A 15,571-nucleotide genomic window follows, 5' to 3' on the forward strand; every position below is an offset into this window, starting at 1 on the left:
CCGGCAGGCGTGAACCTGCCGGCAAAAGCGGTGAGCGGCTAGAAGTTGAGGATTCCGGCCTGCTGCGCAGCGCTGACGACCGCGCTAATAATCCCGAGGATACCGAGGGCGAGGAAGATTCCCGCGATGGCTTTCTCCCCATCGGTAGCAGTCTCCGAGGACAGGACATCCGAGTTCGAGCTGATGTTGTTGATGTCCACGCTGGTCGCAGTTCCCTGCTGGCCCGGCTTGGGATCCTGCGGCTTCGGCTCAGTCGGCTTGGGATCCTGAGGCTTGGGGTCCTGCGGCTTCGGCTTAGTCGGGATGTCGGTGATGATGCCGGTTGACTTTTCCTTGTCTGTGGCGGCGCGATAGAGGTTGATTGTCTTCGTGCCGCTGGGGAGGTTGTCCGTCTCGATGGGGGAGGAAGAAGACGTGCTTGCTCCGGTGTACCACCCGTCTGTTCCCTTGACGTAGCCGAAACCGTAGTAGCGGTGTGCAGGATTGATGAGGGTGTGCAGGTGTCCGCCGCCGCTGTAGGCGCCGTTCGCGGCGATGAGGCCGGCTTCCTCGCTCTTGCCCCACTGGTCAATGATCATGGATCTGATTCCGACGTTGTTGGGGTGCTTGGCAAGGTTTTCAGACCATCCTTGCTGTCCCTTGTATTTTGCGGACCAGATGGAGGCGCAGGCGGCGGGGGCACCAATTTGGCATTCAGAACTTGTGGGACGCTCGTGCTTAATCTTGCCGGTGTAGGAGTTCTCGGCGGCGCGCTGGACGGCAATACGTGTGAGGCCACCGTCGGACTGCACGGCATTGACGTAGGCTTCCTTTGTGCGCAGGCCGTGCTTGGCAGCCTGCTGGCGGATCGATGAGCCATCGAAGGGGAGGTTGATATCCCAGGCGCGGGCGCGGTATTCCTTCAGCGCGGGGATGCCCTCGTTGCGGGAGTCGGAGAGGTCGACAGTGACGCGGGTGGCCGTGAATTGGGAGGTGGGGACGTTAAGTTCGACACCGGTGGTGGGGTCTGGATCGGCAAGTGCAGGGGAGGCCGTGACCAGGCCAGTGGCGAGCATGGATGCGGTAAGCGCGGCGGTGAAGCGGTAGTGGCTCACGATGGGGTCCTTTCAACGAGAATATTGATCTGCAAAAATGTTACCAGAATTTTGCGATCGCACTGTGAAATGCCTGTGAGTGGGGATAGACGCTGGTTTTGAGTTAGCTCGCCCTATGTTAGGGTTGACTTACTTTTTGTTAAATCGCTATGGTGTTCTTAATTACGCAATGGAAATGTTGCGTAAAAGACGCGTTCGAGGGCGTGAATGCTGCGCCATGCCCCGTCGGTCGAAAAGATGAAAACGTGGATTTTCGGCGGGACGGAAACCACACGTTGCCGCGGCACGCGGCGTAGAAAGGTGACTTCATGGCTCACAAGAAAATTGCCGGGCTGATCGCTGGCTTCCTGGCAACTGGTCTGGTTCTTTCCGGTTGCTCTAACACGACCACGTCTGAGACAACGACGCAGGCGGCTGAGGCTGCTACCGTCACAGTCGACACGGATAACGGGCCCGTGGAGGTCCCGGTCAACCCGGAGTCGGTGGTTAGCCTCGATAACCGCACCTTTGAGACGCTGTCCGATTGGGGTGTAAAGCTCAAGGCCGCGCCGCGGGAGCTCATGCCGCACACCATCTCTTACAAGGATGATGAGTCGATCGTGGACATCGGAAACCACCGAGAGCCGAACCTCGAGGCCATCGTGGCAGCCAACCCGGACCTTATTATTCAGGGGCAGCGCTTCAGCAAGTACGCCGATGATCTGAAGGAGCTGGCCGGCGATGCCGCCTTCGTTGACCTCAACGTGCGCGAAGGGCAGCCGCTTGATTCCGAGCTGAAGCGCCAGACGACGGAGCTGGGCAAAATCTTTGATAAGAGCAAGGAGGCAGAAGCCCTCAACACGCAGCTTGATGATGCCGTCGAGAAGGTGAAGGCGGCGTACAAGCCGGAGGAGAAGGTTCTCGCCGTCAACGTTTCCGGTGGCAAGATTGGTTTCATCGCGCCGGAGAAGGGACGCGCGATCGGCCCGCTGTACCCGATTCTGGGGCTCACGCCTGCTCTGCAGGTGGAGAACTCCTCCGATAACCACAAGGGTGACGAGATCTCCGTCGAGGCGATCGTCGCGGCCAACCCGCAGTGGATCCTCGTGCTCGACCGCGACGCCGCAATCGATGACAACGCAACTCCTGCCAAGGAGGTCCTGGAAAATAACGATGCTCTCAAGAACGTCGATGCTGTCAAGAACGGCCACGTCGTGTACATGCCTGCTGACACGTACACCAACGAGTCCATCCAGACCTACATCGAATTCCTGAACGAGCTCGCCAGCAAGTTGTAAATTACGCGATTTGAGAATTGACCCTTTCGCGCCTGCGGAAGGGGCTTCACCAAAGTAACGAGGAGGCCAACTCGATGAGCACACCGCTAGCTACCAGGAGACCGAGAATGGAAAGGACCTGGAAACTCGTGGTGGCGGTTGTTGTGGTTGTGGCGCTTCTCGTTGCTTCGCTGTTTACGGGGGTCTACGACCTTACAGGCGAAGACGGTGTGGAGATGTTCTTCACCACGCGCGTCCCGCGCACCGTGGCTCTTATTTTGGCGGGGGCAGTTATGGCCATGAGCGGTCTCGTGATGCAGCTCATCACACAGAACCGCTTCGTTGAGCCGACAACGACGGGCACGACGGAGTGGGCGGGCCTCGGTCTCATTGGGATCATGATTGTCTGGCCGACGGCGCCGATCATCGTCCGCATGATCGCCGCGGTTGTGGCCGCGACGATCGGCACGACAATCTTCTTTCTCTTCCTGCGTCGGGTGTCGCTGCGCAGCTCTCTTGTGGTTCCCATCGTGGGGATCATGCTCGGGGCGGTTGTTGGAGCCTTGTCGACGTTTGTTGCCCTGCAATTCGATATGCTCCAGGCCCTAGGTGTTTGGTTCGCAGGCTCGTTTACCTCGGTGATTAAGGGGCAATACGAGGTCTTGTGGATCGTCACCATTGTCCTTGTCGTTGTGTGGTTCATTGCGGATCGGCTGACGGCTGCCGGATTGGGTGAGGACGTCGCCACCAACCTGGGGATTAACTACAAGCACGTGATGCTCACAGGCACGCTCCTGATCGCGGTTGCCACCGGGGTGGTTACCGTCGTTGTGGGTAACCTTCCATTCATCGGGCTGATCGTGCCTAACATTGTTTCTCTCATGTTGGGCGACAACTTGCGCAAGAACCTGCCGTGGGTGGCACTTCTCGGCATCGGCACCGTCACTGCGTGTGACCTCATCGGTCGAACGATCATCATGCCGTTCGAGATTCCCGTGTCGGTGGTGCTCGGTGTCGTCGGCGCTGCTGTGTTCATCGCACTGCTTGTACGGACGACGAAGAAGGCAGGGTAGGAAGAGATGACTCAGATTGTGAAGACAAAACCAGTTGATGCGTCGACGACCGCAACCGAAGGAGCGTCGACAAGGAAAAACAGGAGACGGGGACCGTTCGGAACAGCCCACGGCAGGCGCGTGTACGCCGTTACATTCGTGGTCGTCCTTGCGTGCTGCGTGTTGTTTACCTCGGGTCTTCTCATGTATAAGAATCCGATGGAACTTGGGACGCCAGGTTTTTGGCTGATTGCGAAGCGCCGCGCGGTGTCTCTTGTCGCGATGGCGATTGTCGCCGTGTGCCAGTCGCTCGCCACGGTCTGCTTCCACACGGTCACATCCAACCGGATCCTCACGCCGTCGATCATGGGTTTTGAGTCTTTGTACCGGCTCATCGCGACGGCGACGGTGTTCTTCCTGGGCTCGGCGGCCCTCGTGCACTTTGAGGGGATTGGACTATTCCTTCTCCAAGTTGCGCTCATGGTGGGGCTTTCGCTCGCGCTGTACGGCTGGCTGTTTATCGGCGGGGTGAAAAACCTTCACCTGATGCTGCTCGTTGGCATCGTCATCGGCGGAGGACTGGGCTCTGTGGCCACCTTTATGCAGCGGATGTTGTATCCATCGGAGTTCGATGTCCTCGCGGCGCGTCTTTTCGGTTCCGTCAATAACGCCGACGCGGCGCTCTTCCCTGTCGCAATCCCCCTCGTCGTGCTGGCGGCTGCGGGCCTATTCGCCCTGTCTGGGAAGCTGAACCTCATCAGCCTGGGGGAGGACATTGCCATTAACCTCGGCGTGAATCACAAGCGAGTGGTAATCGCCGTCCTAGCTCTCGTTTCCGTGCTTATGGCCGTGTCCACGTCCCTTGTGGGGCCGATGACGTTCCTTGGGTTCCTCGTCGCTACGCTCACCTACCAGTCCTGCGACACCTACGATCACCGGCGTCTTCTGCCGCTGTCGGTATTCATGTGTTACGCGATCCTCACTGGCGCGTACTTCTTTATGAATCACGTTTTCCATGCGCAGGGCGTGGTGTCGGTTGTTATTGAGCTCGTCGGTGGGCTCGCATTCCTGTGGGTCATTATGAAGAAAGGACGCCTATGATCACCCTCGAAAATGTACACAAGATCTACGGCTCCGACACCTCGGTCGGCCCCGTTACCCTCGATATTCCCGCCCACGGCGTGACTGCACTGGTTGGTCCGAATGGGGCGGGGAAGTCCACGTTGTTGACCATGATCGGTCGCCTTCTCAAAATGGATGAGGGTACGATCACCGTCGGTGGCATGGACGTGTCCTCCGCGAAGTCTGCGGATTTGGCCACGGTTCTGAGCATTCTCCGGCAGGAAAACCATTTCATCACGCGTCTCACCGTCCGTCAGCTTGTGGCCTTTGGTCGCTTCCCCTATAACAAGGGGCGCACAACCGTGGCCGATGAAGAGATCATTGACCGGTACATTCGTTTCTTCGAGCTGGAGGAGTTGGAGGATCGCTACCTCGATGAGCTCTCTGGTGGGCAGCGGCAGCGCGCCTACGTGGCGATGGTTCTCACCCAGGAAACCGAGTATGTCCTCTTGGATGAGCCCCTGAACAATTTGGACATCGCCCATTCGGTGCAGATGATGCGGATGCTGCGGCGCGCCGCTGATGAATTCGGCCGCACGATCGTCGTCGTTCTCCATGATCTCAACTTTGCTGCCCAGTACGCCGATTGCATCTGCGCGGTGAAGAACGGCCAGGTTTTTGCACAGGGTAGTGTGGACGAGGTCATGGTGGATTCGACGTTGTCCGAGCTCTTTGGTACGCCGATCACGGTCATCGATGGCCCGCGCTGCAAGCTCGCCTGTTTCTAGTACGCTTTTCGACGCTCCGTCTCTTGCGGTTGGCGGTTGCGCAGCTCTCGGTTCGGGGATTCCCACCAAATCCACAGCTATAGGTGGGGAAGACGTGACGAACATGGACTAGAGTGACTTCTGTGATCACATTTGACGCTGTTACTAAAACGTACAAGACGTCGACTCGGCCTGCGCTGGACAATGTAAGCGTGGAGATTGGCAAGGGGGAATTTGTCTTCCTCATCGGCCCATCGGGATCGGGCAAGTCGACCTTCTTAGAGCTCATGCTGAAAGAAGTAGACCCCACCTCAGGTGACGTGTATGTGGGGGACTACCACGTCAATACACTGCGCGGAAAGGCCGTTAACCAGCTGCGCCAGCATCTGGGCTACGTGTTCCAGGATTTCCGTCTGCTACCCGGCAAGACCGTTTTCGAGAACGTGGCGTTCGCCCTCGAAGTGATTGGTAAGCGCAAATCTACGATCCCAGACAAGGTGGAGGAGACTCTGGAACTCGTGGGACTTGCCGGCAAGGACAACCGTTACCCGCAAGAATTGTCCGGTGGCGAGCAGCAGCGCGTGGCCGTGGCCCGTGCCTTTGTGAATCGTCCGCTTGTCCTCCTCGCCGACGAGCCGACCGGCAACCTCGATCCTGACACCGCCAACGACATCATGGTGGTGTTGAATCGGATTAACCAGCTGGGTACGACAGTGGTCATGAGTACGCACAACGCGCAGGCTGTGGATTCAATGCGGCGGCGCGTCATCGAGCTGCACAACGGCGTTTTGGTCAGAGACGATGCACATGGCGTGTACGGACAGGGGCGATAGGAATGGGATACGTACTTAAAGAGGGCCTCAAGGGCCTGGGTCGTAACATCACTATGACCCTCGCCCTCATCATTACCACCGCCATCTCGCTGGCGCTTCTGGCCACTGGTTTCCTGGTGACCAACGTGACCAGTGACACGAAAGACATTTACCTGGAGCGCGTTGAGGTGATGGTGCTTCTCGACGAGGAGATATCTGCCAACGATGAGAACTGTTCCACCCCGGCCTGCCGTGAGGTACTTTCCGCCCTGGACAGCAAGGACGGCGTGGATTCGGTGACGTTCCGCAACCGTGCCCAGAGCTTCGAGCGCTTCAAGGAGATGTTTGAGAAGACGGACCCGGTGCTGGTGGAGGAGACATCCCCTGACGCGCTGCCGGCCACGATCTATGTGCGGCTGACGGATCCGCTGAACCCCGCGCCGCTCGATGCGGTGCGCGATATGAAACAGGTCACCGATGTCGTCGACCAGGCAGATGACCTGCAGGCAGCAACGAAGAACCTGGATGCGGTGCGCAACGCAACCTTCGTTGTGGCTGCTGTCCAAGCACTTGCTGCACTGTTCCTCATCGGCAACATGGTGCAGATCGCCGCCTTCCACCGCCGTGAGGAGGTCTCCATCATGCGCATGGTGGGTGCATCTCGCTGGTACACGCAGGCACCATTCGTCCTCGAGGCTGTCCTATCCACGCTGATCGGCGCAGTGGTTGCCATCGGTGGCCTGTTCCTGGGGAAGAACTTTGTTGTCGACCCGGCACTGCAGCCGCTGTACGATTCGCGCCTTATCGCGCCCATCACCGCATCCGACCTGTGGACCGTCTGGCCACTGGTCACCCTCCTCGGACTCATTGCGTCCGGCGTGACTGCCTACGTCGCACTCCGGCTGTACGTAAGGAAGTAACAGTTAGCAGCACACGGCTACGGCTAGTGGCATTGAGCGACGCGTAAGATGGGTAACCACTATGGGCAAGAAGAAGAAAAAGAACGCTGGCGGTAACGTCGTCGCCACCAACCGTCGTGCCCGCCACGATTACAACATCCTGGAGACCTACGAGTGTGGAATTTCGCTTGTGGGCACTGAGATCAAGGCGATCCGCGAGGGGCACGTTAACCTCGCGGATGCCTTCGCCATCATTGAGCACGGCGAAGTGTGGCTCCGTAACCTCAACATTCCCGAATACAGCCTGGGCACATGGACAAACCATCGCCCCATGCGGCACCGCAAGTTGTTGCTGCACCGGAAGGAAATCGACTCCCTTGCCGGCAAGGTTCGCGACGGCAACAAGACGCTCGTGCCATTGAAGCTGTACTTCAAAGACGGCCTGCTCAAGGCCGAACTCGCCCTGGCAGAGGGCAAGCAGGACTACGACAAGCGTGAAGACATCAAGCGGCGTACGGAAGAGCGCGAAGTTGTTCGTGAACTCGGCCGTCGAGTGAAGGGAATCAAGGCATAGCAGATGATCACCTGCGTCAAAATTCATGACCTACGTAAAGACCCAGAACTAGCCCGTGGCACCACCGTGCTCGTGGATCGCCTGTGGCCGCGCGGGGTGAAAAAGGACTCCGTCCGGTTGGATTATTGGCTGAAAAACGTTGCCCCAAGCCCGGAGCTGCGGAAGTGGTTCAACCACGACGAGGAAAAGTTTGAGGAGTTTTCCACCCGCTACCGCAAGGAATTGAACGCTTCGGAGGAGGAGGACGTCGACAAGCTTCAAAAACTCGTTTCCGATGGTGATGTCACCCTCGTGTTTGCCGCGAAAGATCGCGACATCAACCACGCGGTGGTGCTGAAGAAGTGGCTTGAGGAATAAACCGTCAACGGGTATCGTTGAACTTCTTGCAGAAGATGCACAATCCCGCTGCAAGTTAAAACGGGGCTGACTTTTGGTTTCGACTTCGTTTGTTAAGCCAGGGGAAGCGTGCCGGTGCAGGCAACGACCACCGTGAGCGTCGTAGCAACTTATTAAGCGCCGAGAATACTCAGCGCGACTACGCACTCGCTGCATAAAGCGACTGCCTAGTCTGTCGGCTCAGGTTTGCCTCTGACCTGGTTACCGGCATCGACTAAGAGGCTTGGGTTTCTCCCGCGTCGGCGGGGGAGGAACCGACATTTTACCGTCGACTGGGCTCATCATCCGGACGTGTTTGCCCGAGCCGGAGAGCCGAGTAGAGATGCCAGTGCGAACTGCGCACGGAGAAGCCCTGGCTAAATGACGAAGGACCCGGGTTCGATTCCCGGCAGCTCCACGAGTAGGGAAACCCCAGACCGGTAACGGCCTGGGGTTTTCTTTCGTTTACCAGCGGGTTTAGTGAATTTCGAACCGCTTTTAAGGGTCGCCAGGGGTCGCCTAAAGTCGCCTGATTGGCCACGAATTGGCCACGAATTGGCCACGCGTGGCCTACAATGAGGCCTAGAAATTCCTCCTCCTCGCTAACAAGAGAGGTTCCCGTGGCCACGAAGAAACAGAACACGTTCGGGAGTGTGGCAAAGCTCCCCTCAGGCCGGGTCCGCGCCCGCTACACGGGCCCAGACGGGCGACGCCACACCGCCGGCCACAGCTTCGCCGACGCCACCGATGCCTACGCGTGGCTTGCTATGGAGCGCAGACTAATCGACCGGGGTGACTGGGTCCCACCGAACGAGCGAACTCTCGCAGTGGAGGACAAGATGAGAACGGTCGGCCAGTGGCTAAATCAGTGGCTGGACCTCCGCACGCGTGGCACGAACCCTCTCAAGGAGTCCACACTCGCGGATTACCGTCGGACGTTAAACCGCCGTGTCCTGAAGGTGGGGGGACGTGCCGCACGTTTGCGGGGGATCACACTGGCATCTCTTACCCGTCGTGATATTGCCGACTGGTGGGATGCGATCAATCTTCAGTTCGACTCCGCCCCCTACAACCGCAATGCCTTTCAGCGTCTCCACGCTGCCCTCGAAGCCGCAGTAGAACGCGACATGATTGATACCAACCCTGCCAGGCTCCCGTCCTCAACGAAGAAACCGAAGCCTGCCCGTAAAGAACTTCCCGCAGACGAAGTGATCACTGGAATCATCAACCAGCTTGACCACACAGTCCCCAGAGTGACGGGCGAACACAAGCTCATCGCGATACTCACCCTGGCCCACGGAGTCCGGATAGGTGAGGCGCTCGCCGCACGCCGGAAAGACTTCATCAAACAGGGCGACACGTGGTTCTTCCGAATCCACGCCAACGTCTTCCGCGAACCGAAAGTAGGCATGGTTTACCAGCACCGCGCGAAGACCGAGGCCGGCAACCGCGACGTCCCAATTTTCGCCCATTACAACGACGACGTTGAATACCACCTCACCCACTTCACCGGCCCCGCCCAAGAGTCTTTCCTCTTCACCGGCCCCACGGGAAAAATCATCATGGACACGTCCTTCCGCTCCATCATGAATCGCGCCAAGAAACGCGCAGGCTACGAAGCTGTGAAAATCACCCCCCACTACGGCCGCGTCTGGCTTATCACCACCCTTGTCGAAGCAGGCATGCCCATCCCCGCTATCGGAGAGATCCTTGGCCAACGCGACCTGAAAACCATCACTGAGATCTACATGCGCGCCACCGAAACCAGAAAACGGGAGGTCCTCGATGCCGTCAACACCCGTCTAAACGGGCTCCCAAATGGTGTCGCAGACCTCGACGAGAAACGACAAGAGAAGAAAACGCGCCGGGCATCGCAAGCGTAACAGTTATGGCTATGAGGGCAGTTCTAGCAGCGGTCGTTGTGTGAAATGTAGGCCCCGTTGTGTCCGAACTCGTCAAAGTAGCCCCTATATGCATGTCTCTAACTTTTAAACACGAAAGCCCATGCGTATGCATGGGCTTCGGAAGTGGAGCACTATCGTGCGTCCAAAGTCAGGATAAACGAAACGAGAAAGAGCATCAAGAGTGGGTATGGTAGCTGTGACGCAACCTAAACTGCCTAGGCCCAAGTGCAATGTAATCAGGCGTCAACGGTATCTCCTTATTTGCGGTGTGTGGTTGGCAATTGCGTCACACTCGCAATCTGTGACTCCACGGACGCAGCCTCAACGCTAAGGCGAGTCAACTCGGTGAGTTCAACAGGCTCGACGAAGGTGTTTTCCAATAGCACGTCGACAGGCTCGTGAACTTGCCAGCCGCGCCCGGAGATTTGCATGCGCAGGCTCCGGTAACGCTTGTAGTCAATCAGATCGAGTTCATGGGCTCGCCGCACAATCGCTTGAATAGAACAGCCCCACTGCGATTTCAGGTGTGCATACTCTGCCAGTGTCGCCTCTGGCGTGACGTTGTCAGCGACAAGCTGCCGGGGCATCAACAACGCCCCCGCAAATTGGCTGGCTTCAATCTCAATTACAGGGAGGTCGCGCCGGGTTGTTGCGGTGTGCAGGATGAGGTGGCCGAGTTCGTGGGCAAGGCTGAACCTGTAGCGGTCACCGCTACGTTGCCGGTTGAGGGCAATGACGCGAAGAGGTGCTGCTGTGGGGGTGGAAACGCCGTCGAAGTTCGTGCCGTCGACAACGTAGTCGGGAAGTGATGTGACGATCACACCGCATTGGTGGAGTGCTGCTGTCAGGTTGCCGATGGCGGTATCGGGTGCGAGTTGCAGGTGCTCGCGGGTGCGGGCGGCGGCTTCCTCGATGACGAGCTGGTCTAGTGGTTGGTCAGGCAGGTCGAGTTTTGGCAGGCTGCTGGTTTGGTTGGGGAAGCGGCGTTTGAGGTAGTGCTCGGTAATAGAGAACGCGGTGGCGATTTTCTCCGATTCTGGTTGCCCTAGTCGTGCTGTTCGGAACAGGAGGTCCGGTGAGTCGTAGTAGTCGATGGGTTCTTCGAAGAATTCGCGGGGAACCTTGGTGACGAACTGCGCGGTGGTCAGGAGCCGTGGTGACAGGTTGCGTCGTTGGCGTTCGACGCTGCTAAGTGTTGATTGTGAAACCCCGAGCTCTGCGGCGAAGGCTCCTTGCGTGTAGCCAAGCAGAATTCTGATGTGTCTGAGGTTTGTGCTTGCAGTGGACATGTAGCTGGTGCTTTCTAAGTGCCGAAGTTGAACCCTTGTTCGTCGGCGCGTGTTGGGTAAAACTTGTCTTCGGTGATCTTCTCGTTAGGAGTAAGTAGCTGGAATTCTTGCGATAGTTTCCTTGCCTCTTCAAGGGTGCCTTCACCGTCGAAGAGTTGTATCGAAAACTTGGTAATCGAGTCTGTCTCCGGCTTCGGGAACTCCCAGAACAATACGATACGGCGTTTGTTCTCGATTAAAGGTTGGTCCGGGGTCTCTATGGGGGAGTTGCGGAATCCTTTCTTGCGGCGCACCACCAGGAAGGCGTCGTCGTTTTCGAACCATAGACGGGTGGGAAACCCTGATGCTTCGCAGAGCTTAAGGCCTCCGAGTCCGCTCTCGCGGAACTGCCGATGCAGTGCCACGAGCATGGCTTCACGGTCCAACCCTGGGTACTCATCGAGGTAATCGACGTAGGGCAGATTTCGGCGATAGTCCAGCGCGACACCAACTGCTTCGCGTAGCTCGTCGTACTGCTTTGTTAGCTGCTTATGGATGCGGCGCACTAATAAGGCGTTGTCTCGGCGGGGATGGGGCATCGTTACTCCTTTATGTAACATTCCGTGTGATATTTTCACACGGTAGTAATAATATCACTCGAACTGTTACATGGCTAGAGTCGTAGCCTGCCGGTCAAACCGTCGCGCCTTAAAGCATTCCCGCCACACTTCGATCGTCTCGGGTGTGACCTCCAACTCGTAAGCGAGCGCCCCAACCGACGATCCGACGAGTGCTTCAGCCGCGCGATACTCTGCCGGGCTAATCAAAAGCTGTGCGGCCCATTGGTTGGCTCTCCTCTCGATCCTCGGCTCGCTCCGCTCGTCCCTGAACCACGCATGCGCGAGCTCATGGGCCAAGCACCATCGCCTAGTCCACGGGTCGAGTCCCGGCCTAACAAGGATCATGAACTCCGCGTCGATGTAGACGGCGTTGACGTCTTCGCTCAACTCAGGCGTCTCAATCACCGTGACACCCATCGACCGGGCAATGTCATCAACGTCAACCATCTAGGGCGACTCCGGTTCCTCAAGCCTGGGGGTCCGCTTCTGTGCAGCAGCCTTACCCTCCTTGGCCAAACGGAGAGCGCGCTCGCGCCGGGATTTGAGATCATCTGCAGGGCGTACATCATTTTCAGCTGATGCAATGACTGAAACCATAGAGATGCCGAGCCCGGCGCAAATGGCAGAAAGCTCGTCGATGTTGATCGCTCGGAGTCCGCGAAGTTGTTTCGAAAGCTGAGATTGTGAGATGCCGGTTGCTTTTGCGAGTTGCATCTGGGTTACGCCACTTTCTTCCCTTATAGCCATCAAGTGCGCTGCAACAGCTTTCCCGAAGGCTTCGATCGTGGCTTTCTTTTCTGGGCTCATGCTTCAGATTATGCCAGGTCAGGCGGAATAGTTCAAATGAACTTGACACAATATGCCAAATGAACTAGCGTATGAAATATGCCAATCGAACTAAAGAGCAGCTCTGCCACGGTTGCAGAGGAGATAAGAGCGGAGATGGCTCGCCAAAAAATATCAGTTAATGCACTTGCTGAATGTATCGGCATGCCCATCTCGACGCTACGTCGAAGCATTAACGGGAGTCGGCCCTTTGGTGTGGACGAAGTATTCAAAGTGACACAAGCGCTGAATGTTTCCGCAACGTCCATCATTCAGCGAGCAGAGAAGCTTGCATCATAGCGCGCCGGGATCGTCGAAAAGCGAAAGGAAACAACGGTGCTTGAGTTCATAGATAGCTTGGATTTGGATCCATGGGTCCAGGCGTTGGTGACCATCGAACTGGTTTTGTGGTGCTACATCATTGGTAGCTGGATTCTTAGGTTTCTGTGTAGGTTGTCGGCCACCCTGGTCGATCTCCTTCCCGCGAGAACAGGCGCTTATGACGTGCCCACCGGCCAAGGGGAACCCGGGTCGGACGATTACTTTGTCGAAACTGTGCTGATTCAGAAAGATGCTTACGAAAATAGAGGCGGAAGCGCGCTAATAACCCGTAACGCCATATCTCGACAGGATTGGGAGCGCCAGAGCGGTATCGAACCCGAAGAGCCTCCGCGCGAAGCCCCGGCCAGCACGGTACTGCATCAAACCATGCGACCATCACTTCCTCCAACTCAGACAGGTTCATCCTTGTTACCAGCAAGTCACCGGGCTCAAAACGAGGGGTCGAATGAAGACGATTCCACTGCCCGCCAACAGTTGCCCACACCTCAAATTGGTGAAGAGGAGTGATGCCCTTATGGGCGATCTTCAGCTCAGGAAAAGGGCCATGAACGCGCTCGATCTGAATCGAATAAGCGGAGTTGAGTCGCTGCTCTTGCTGAAGCTGTTTCGTTGCCAGCCACACCGTTATCGGCGCGAAGCCGAGACTGGCCAGACCGACAATCAAGTTCCAATCCATATGTACGACCGTAAACCACGAACTGTGAAGGTGCGGGATCTAAAAAGCATCCATCAGTCGAAAAAGCGAAAGGAAGAACCGATGCAGCAGTTATTTCGACTCAGGTGGCGTGGTGCCCCGCTTGTTGAATTTGGGGTCGTCCCATTCGAAGAAGATCGGGTCACCGCAACCATCGCCAAGGTCAAGGACACGGTAACCGTAGTTGGTGTCCCCGTCGAAGATGTCCATAAGTTGGTGACGTTGGTATTCCGTCAGGTACTGCGGAATCTCGGGGTCTCGCGGGTCGTCGAACTCGAACCTCACATCGTCATCTGCGCGGATCCACAGGTCGATCGAGTCATCGGCGCGAAGGTTCAACGCTACACCGCCCTCGCGGAGGTCACCGACAGCAGTAGAGATCCAGGGGTAGGCCCAGTAACCCATCTCGTATTTGTAACCGTTGATGTTAAGCGTGAAGGTTTTCTCTCTCATATCAGAAAGCGTGTCCGACGCAGAAGGGGTGTGGGGTTAGCTTCCAGAAACCGCCCGAGAGCTGCGAATGAACCCCCTACCAGTGAGTCTCTTCTGAAGGCAAGGAAAGGGTGAACGGCTAATGGCTTGGATAAAAAAGAAGCCACTCACGCTTCCGAAACGGAATTTCTTCACCAAAGACGAATTGATCGAAGCCCTTGAAGGCTTGGGTCTCCGTGCCCATGAAATCTCCGTCGAGGGTAGCGGAACCGCAACCCACAACCGTCGAAAAGCGAAAGGAAATAGCCATGAGTCTTGAAAACACCTCTCTCGAGGAACTGCATGTCGTGATGAAGGAGACCGCAATGTGTGCCTGCGACGTGATGGTCGACGAGCCGGACAACAAGCAGATGATCGACCACTACTTGGCGGTCTACCGGGAGTACCGCGACGAGTTGGACCGGCGAATGGCAAAGCACCTTCAGGAGTGTGAGGGCAGGGGCCAGAACCGTTCGTAGAAAGCCAGCTTGTGTAGCTCAGAGGCAAGAGCCTAGGCGCGTCGGTTCGAGTCCGGCCACAAGCGCTGGTGAGGCAGCGGGGAAACGTGTTCGCCCCGTGCAAGGGTGCCCCCTATCCGAATAGGCAAGGACAACCTGTCTCACCTCACATACCAAGAAGAAGCAGAAGGAAGGAGGCATCATGAGTACGCATGAGAGCCATACCGACGATATTGCACAAGCGCGTGAGGAATACCTAGCAAAGCACCCGTTCGACCCTCATGGAAATGCCTTCATAGGTTTCGACAGTGACGGTTTGCCAGCGGGATTCCTCACTTTCCCAAACACGGATGATCTGCAGGTTTTGGCGGCGAAATTCGGAATCGAATTTATCGCAGTCGCACACAACGATGACGAAGCCGTCGAATGGCTAGCCAACATCATAAAGGTGACGGAAAACGCTGAAGTTGCCGGAATCATGCTTGCCTATGTGCTCCGCTGCATCGCACCGATCATTGGGCAGGTCGTTAAGGAATGCCCGGGACTCGAGGCGAAAATGCGGAAAAACTCAGTCGACTGCTGGAAGAAGGAATGTCAGCTATGAAGCTAGTCGCAATGAACGGCAACGAGCCCATTACCACAAGCCTGATTATCGCAGAAGGCACTGAGAACCAGCATGCCAGCGTGCTCCGTCTAGTGCGTGAAAACCTTGAAGACTTCGAGGAGTTCGGCAGGGTCGGATTTGAAATCCAAACCTTTGAGACAGCAGGTGGCCCACAGAATCGCACCATCGCGGTCGCGGAAAAGCTCGGGTTGAAACCTCCAGTTGATGAATCCCTGGGCTTGGAACTAAAGACGCGGAACGGTGTGCAGGCTCTGGGCGCTGAGAAGGAAAAGGAAACAGGGGAAAATCCATGGCATTAAAACTTTTAACTTATGCGGAGGTGATGGAGACCCTGTCATGTTCGAAGAACACGGTGAGGAAGCTGTACCTCGAGGGGCATCTAGAACGGTTCAAGGATGGGCGTCGCGTGCGCTTTACCGAGCGTTCCGTGAAGGCCTACATCGACGCCAATTTGTACAGGCTAGGTGCATGAA

At 56.9% G+C, this 15,571-nt stretch carries 22 protein-coding genes, 1 tRNA gene and 1 other RNA gene; 16 read left to right on the plus strand and 8 right to left on the minus strand.

What is annotated here, in order from left to right; all coding sequences use genetic code 11:
* Positions 1-38: 38 nt before the first annotated feature.
* The gene (locus CGLUCO_RS03535; RefSeq protein WP_231286080.1) at positions 39-1,094 is read right to left on the minus strand and encodes a CAP domain-containing protein; all 1,056 of its coding nucleotides are present in this window, start codon (positions 1,092-1,094) and stop codon (positions 39-41) included.
* Positions 1,095-1,402: 308 nt separating this feature from the next.
* Here CGLUCO_RS03535 and CGLUCO_RS03540 point away from each other — a divergent pair, with 308 nt between their 5' ends.
* The 10 genes from CGLUCO_RS03540 (at position 1,403) to CGLUCO_RS03585 (ending at position 9,774) form a co-directional block, all read left to right on the plus strand.
* Positions 1,403-2,371 (plus strand): siderophore ABC transporter substrate-binding protein, encoded by a 969-nt coding sequence (locus tag CGLUCO_RS03540; RefSeq protein ID WP_084036942.1) that lies wholly within the window; start codon positions 1,403-1,405, stop codon positions 2,369-2,371.
* Between the two features lie 107 nt (positions 2,372-2,478).
* Positions 2,479-3,423 (plus strand): ABC transporter permease, encoded by a 945-nt coding sequence (locus CGLUCO_RS03545; RefSeq protein WP_198481436.1) that lies wholly within the window; start codon positions 2,479-2,481, stop codon positions 3,421-3,423.
* A 6-nt stretch (positions 3,424-3,429) separates the two neighbouring features.
* Positions 3,430-4,503, plus strand: a complete 1,074-nt coding sequence (locus CGLUCO_RS03550; protein WP_005390229.1) for an iron chelate uptake ABC transporter family permease subunit — start codon at positions 3,430-3,432, stop codon at positions 4,501-4,503.
* Positions 4,500-5,252, plus strand: coding sequence for an iron ABC transporter ATP-binding protein (locus CGLUCO_RS03555; protein ID WP_005390228.1), 753 nt, complete (start codon positions 4,500-4,502; stop codon positions 5,250-5,252). Before CGLUCO_RS03550 ends, CGLUCO_RS03555 begins: the two co-directional genes overlap by 4 nt.
* A gap of 122 nt (positions 5,253-5,374) precedes the next feature.
* Positions 5,375-6,064, plus strand: a complete 690-nt coding sequence (gene ftsE / locus CGLUCO_RS03560; protein WP_005390225.1) for a cell division ATP-binding protein FtsE — start codon at positions 5,375-5,377, stop codon at positions 6,062-6,064.
* Complete coding sequence (gene ftsX / locus CGLUCO_RS03565; RefSeq protein WP_196793959.1) at positions 6,061-6,963, plus strand: permease-like cell division protein FtsX; 903 nt, start codon at positions 6,061-6,063, stop codon at positions 6,961-6,963. The genes ftsE and ftsX overlap by 4 nt, the downstream gene beginning before the upstream one ends.
* Positions 6,964-7,024: 61 nt before the next feature.
* A complete protein-coding gene (smpB, locus tag CGLUCO_RS03570; protein ID WP_005390223.1) occupies positions 7,025-7,516 on the plus strand; it encodes an SsrA-binding protein SmpB in 492 nt (163 codons plus the stop codon).
* Positions 7,517-7,519: 3 nt separating this feature from the next.
* Entirely contained in the window at positions 7,520-7,873 is a 354-nt protein-coding gene (locus tag CGLUCO_RS03575) for a DUF488 domain-containing protein (protein WP_005390222.1), read from the plus strand.
* 62 nt (positions 7,874-7,935) lie between these two features.
* Positions 7,936-8,312, plus strand: a transfer-messenger RNA (tmRNA) gene (gene ssrA / locus CGLUCO_RS03580).
* 199 nt (positions 8,313-8,511) lie between these two features.
* Positions 8,512-9,774 carry a tyrosine-type recombinase/integrase gene (locus CGLUCO_RS03585; protein WP_232621879.1) on the plus strand — a complete coding sequence of 421 codons (1,263 nt, stop codon included), beginning with the start codon at positions 8,512-8,514 and terminating at the stop codon, positions 9,772-9,774.
* A gap of 278 nt (positions 9,775-10,052) precedes the next feature.
* Here the strand turns inward: CGLUCO_RS03585 and CGLUCO_RS03590 are convergent, their stop codons facing one another.
* The 4 genes from CGLUCO_RS03590 to CGLUCO_RS03605 all read right to left on the minus strand — a co-directional run bounded on the left by CGLUCO_RS03590 (position 10,053) and on the right by CGLUCO_RS03605 (position 12,490).
* The gene (locus CGLUCO_RS03590; RefSeq protein ID WP_084036946.1) at positions 10,053-11,084 is read right to left on the minus strand and encodes an XRE family transcriptional regulator; all 1,032 of its coding nucleotides are present in this window, start codon (positions 11,082-11,084) and stop codon (positions 10,053-10,055) included.
* A 14-nt stretch (positions 11,085-11,098) separates the two neighbouring features.
* The gene (locus CGLUCO_RS03595) at positions 11,099-11,662 is read right to left on the minus strand and encodes a hypothetical protein (protein WP_084036948.1); all 564 of its coding nucleotides are present in this window, start codon (positions 11,660-11,662) and stop codon (positions 11,099-11,101) included.
* 66 nt (positions 11,663-11,728) lie between these two features.
* Positions 11,729-12,130, minus strand: coding sequence for an ImmA/IrrE family metallo-endopeptidase (locus tag CGLUCO_RS03600; RefSeq protein WP_084036950.1), 402 nt, complete (start codon positions 12,128-12,130; stop codon positions 11,729-11,731).
* Entirely contained in the window at positions 12,131-12,490 is a 360-nt protein-coding gene (locus tag CGLUCO_RS03605) for a helix-turn-helix domain-containing protein (RefSeq protein WP_084036952.1), read from the minus strand. It abuts the gene before it with no gap.
* A 78-nt stretch (positions 12,491-12,568) separates the two neighbouring features.
* Between CGLUCO_RS03605 and CGLUCO_RS03610 the strand changes: the two genes are divergently transcribed.
* Positions 12,569-12,808 carry a helix-turn-helix domain-containing protein gene (locus CGLUCO_RS03610; protein ID WP_084036954.1) on the plus strand — a complete coding sequence of 80 codons (240 nt, stop codon included), beginning with the start codon at positions 12,569-12,571 and terminating at the stop codon, positions 12,806-12,808.
* A gap of 136 nt (positions 12,809-12,944) precedes the next feature.
* Here the strand turns inward: CGLUCO_RS03610 and CGLUCO_RS03615 are convergent, their stop codons facing one another.
* From CGLUCO_RS03615 to CGLUCO_RS03625, 3 genes are all read right to left on the minus strand, one after another.
* The gene (locus CGLUCO_RS03615) at positions 12,945-13,526 is read right to left on the minus strand and encodes a hypothetical protein (protein ID WP_143336954.1); all 582 of its coding nucleotides are present in this window, start codon (positions 13,524-13,526) and stop codon (positions 12,945-12,947) included.
* Between the two features lie 90 nt (positions 13,527-13,616).
* The gene (locus CGLUCO_RS03620; RefSeq protein WP_084036958.1) at positions 13,617-13,997 is read right to left on the minus strand and encodes a hypothetical protein; all 381 of its coding nucleotides are present in this window, start codon (positions 13,995-13,997) and stop codon (positions 13,617-13,619) included.
* 118 nt (positions 13,998-14,115) lie between these two features.
* Positions 14,116-14,286: a hypothetical protein gene (locus tag CGLUCO_RS03625; RefSeq protein ID WP_159447603.1), complete on the minus strand. Its 171-nt coding sequence runs from the start codon at positions 14,284-14,286 to the stop codon at positions 14,116-14,118.
* Here CGLUCO_RS03625 and CGLUCO_RS03630 point away from each other — a divergent pair.
* The 5 genes from CGLUCO_RS03630 (at position 14,285) to CGLUCO_RS03650 (ending at position 15,570) form a co-directional block, all read left to right on the plus strand.
* Positions 14,285-14,494, plus strand: a complete 210-nt coding sequence (locus CGLUCO_RS03630) for a hypothetical protein (protein ID WP_084036960.1) — start codon at positions 14,285-14,287, stop codon at positions 14,492-14,494. The two genes, CGLUCO_RS03625 and CGLUCO_RS03630, sit on opposite strands and share 2 nt — an antisense overlap.
* A gap of 7 nt (positions 14,495-14,501) precedes the next feature.
* Positions 14,502-14,559: transfer RNA gene (locus tag CGLUCO_RS03635), tRNA-OTHER, on the plus strand.
* 116 nt (positions 14,560-14,675) lie between these two features.
* The gene (locus tag CGLUCO_RS03640; RefSeq protein WP_084036962.1) at positions 14,676-15,077 is read left to right on the plus strand and encodes a hypothetical protein; all 402 of its coding nucleotides are present in this window, start codon (positions 14,676-14,678) and stop codon (positions 15,075-15,077) included.
* Entirely contained in the window at positions 15,074-15,397 is a 324-nt protein-coding gene (locus CGLUCO_RS03645) for a Rha family transcriptional regulator (protein ID WP_084036964.1), read from the plus strand. Before CGLUCO_RS03640 ends, CGLUCO_RS03645 begins: the two co-directional genes overlap by 4 nt.
* Positions 15,388-15,570 carry a helix-turn-helix domain-containing protein gene (locus CGLUCO_RS03650; protein WP_084036966.1) on the plus strand — a complete coding sequence of 61 codons (183 nt, stop codon included), beginning with the start codon at positions 15,388-15,390 and terminating at the stop codon, positions 15,568-15,570. The genes CGLUCO_RS03645 and CGLUCO_RS03650 overlap by 10 nt, the downstream gene beginning before the upstream one ends.
* The last annotated feature ends 1 nt before the right edge of the window (position 15,571 follow it).

It is taken from the genome of Corynebacterium glucuronolyticum DSM 44120 (genome assembly GCF_030440595.1).
Lineage (GTDB): Bacteria > Actinomycetota > Actinomycetes > Mycobacteriales > Mycobacteriaceae > Corynebacterium > Corynebacterium glucuronolyticum.

What these genes read in the sequence shown, in the direction of transcription:
- CGLUCO_RS03590 (WP_084036946.1), bottom strand. Translation starts at nt 11,084, where the DNA reads ATGTCCACTGCAAGCACAAACCTCAGACACATCAGAATTCTGCTTGGC.
- CGLUCO_RS03600 (WP_084036950.1), bottom strand. Translation starts at nt 12,130, where the DNA reads ATGGTTGACGTTGATGACATTGCCCGGTCGATGGGTGTCACGGTGATT.
- CGLUCO_RS03575 (WP_005390222.1), top strand. Translation starts at nt 7,520, where the DNA reads ATGATCACCTGCGTCAAAATTCATGACCTACGTAAAGACCCAGAACTA.
- CGLUCO_RS03645 (WP_084036964.1), top strand. Translation starts at nt 15,074, where the DNA reads ATGAAGCTAGTCGCAATGAACGGCAACGAGCCCATTACCACAAGCCTG.
- CGLUCO_RS03615 (WP_143336954.1), bottom strand. Translation starts at nt 13,526, where the DNA reads ATGGATTGGAACTTGATTGTCGGTCTGGCCAGTCTCGGCTTCGCGCCG.
- smpB (WP_005390223.1), top strand. Translation starts at nt 7,025, where the DNA reads ATGGGCAAGAAGAAGAAAAAGAACGCTGGCGGTAACGTCGTCGCCACC.
- CGLUCO_RS03650 (WP_084036966.1), top strand. Translation starts at nt 15,388, where the DNA reads ATGGCATTAAAACTTTTAACTTATGCGGAGGTGATGGAGACCCTGTCA.
- CGLUCO_RS03620 (WP_084036958.1), bottom strand. Translation starts at nt 13,997, where the DNA reads ATGAGAGAGAAAACCTTCACGCTTAACATCAACGGTTACAAATACGAG.
- CGLUCO_RS03545 (WP_198481436.1), top strand. Translation starts at nt 2,479, where the DNA reads ATGGAAAGGACCTGGAAACTCGTGGTGGCGGTTGTTGTGGTTGTGGCG.
- CGLUCO_RS03625 (WP_159447603.1), bottom strand. Translation starts at nt 14,286, where the DNA reads ATGGCTATTTCCTTTCGCTTTTCGACGGTTGTGGGTTGCGGTTCCGCT.
- CGLUCO_RS03550 (WP_005390229.1), top strand. Translation starts at nt 3,430, where the DNA reads ATGACTCAGATTGTGAAGACAAAACCAGTTGATGCGTCGACGACCGCA.
- CGLUCO_RS03595 (WP_084036948.1), bottom strand. Translation starts at nt 11,662, where the DNA reads ATGCCCCATCCCCGCCGAGACAACGCCTTATTAGTGCGCCGCATCCAT.
- CGLUCO_RS03630 (WP_084036960.1), top strand. Translation starts at nt 14,285, where the DNA reads ATGAGTCTTGAAAACACCTCTCTCGAGGAACTGCATGTCGTGATGAAG.
- CGLUCO_RS03610 (WP_084036954.1), top strand. Translation starts at nt 12,569, where the DNA reads ATGCCAATCGAACTAAAGAGCAGCTCTGCCACGGTTGCAGAGGAGATA.
- CGLUCO_RS03540 (WP_084036942.1), top strand. Translation starts at nt 1,403, where the DNA reads ATGGCTCACAAGAAAATTGCCGGGCTGATCGCTGGCTTCCTGGCAACT.
- CGLUCO_RS03555 (WP_005390228.1), top strand. Translation starts at nt 4,500, where the DNA reads ATGATCACCCTCGAAAATGTACACAAGATCTACGGCTCCGACACCTCG.
- CGLUCO_RS03640 (WP_084036962.1), top strand. Translation starts at nt 14,676, where the DNA reads ATGAGTACGCATGAGAGCCATACCGACGATATTGCACAAGCGCGTGAG.
- CGLUCO_RS03605 (WP_084036952.1), bottom strand. Translation starts at nt 12,490, where the DNA reads ATGAGCCCAGAAAAGAAAGCCACGATCGAAGCCTTCGGGAAAGCTGTT.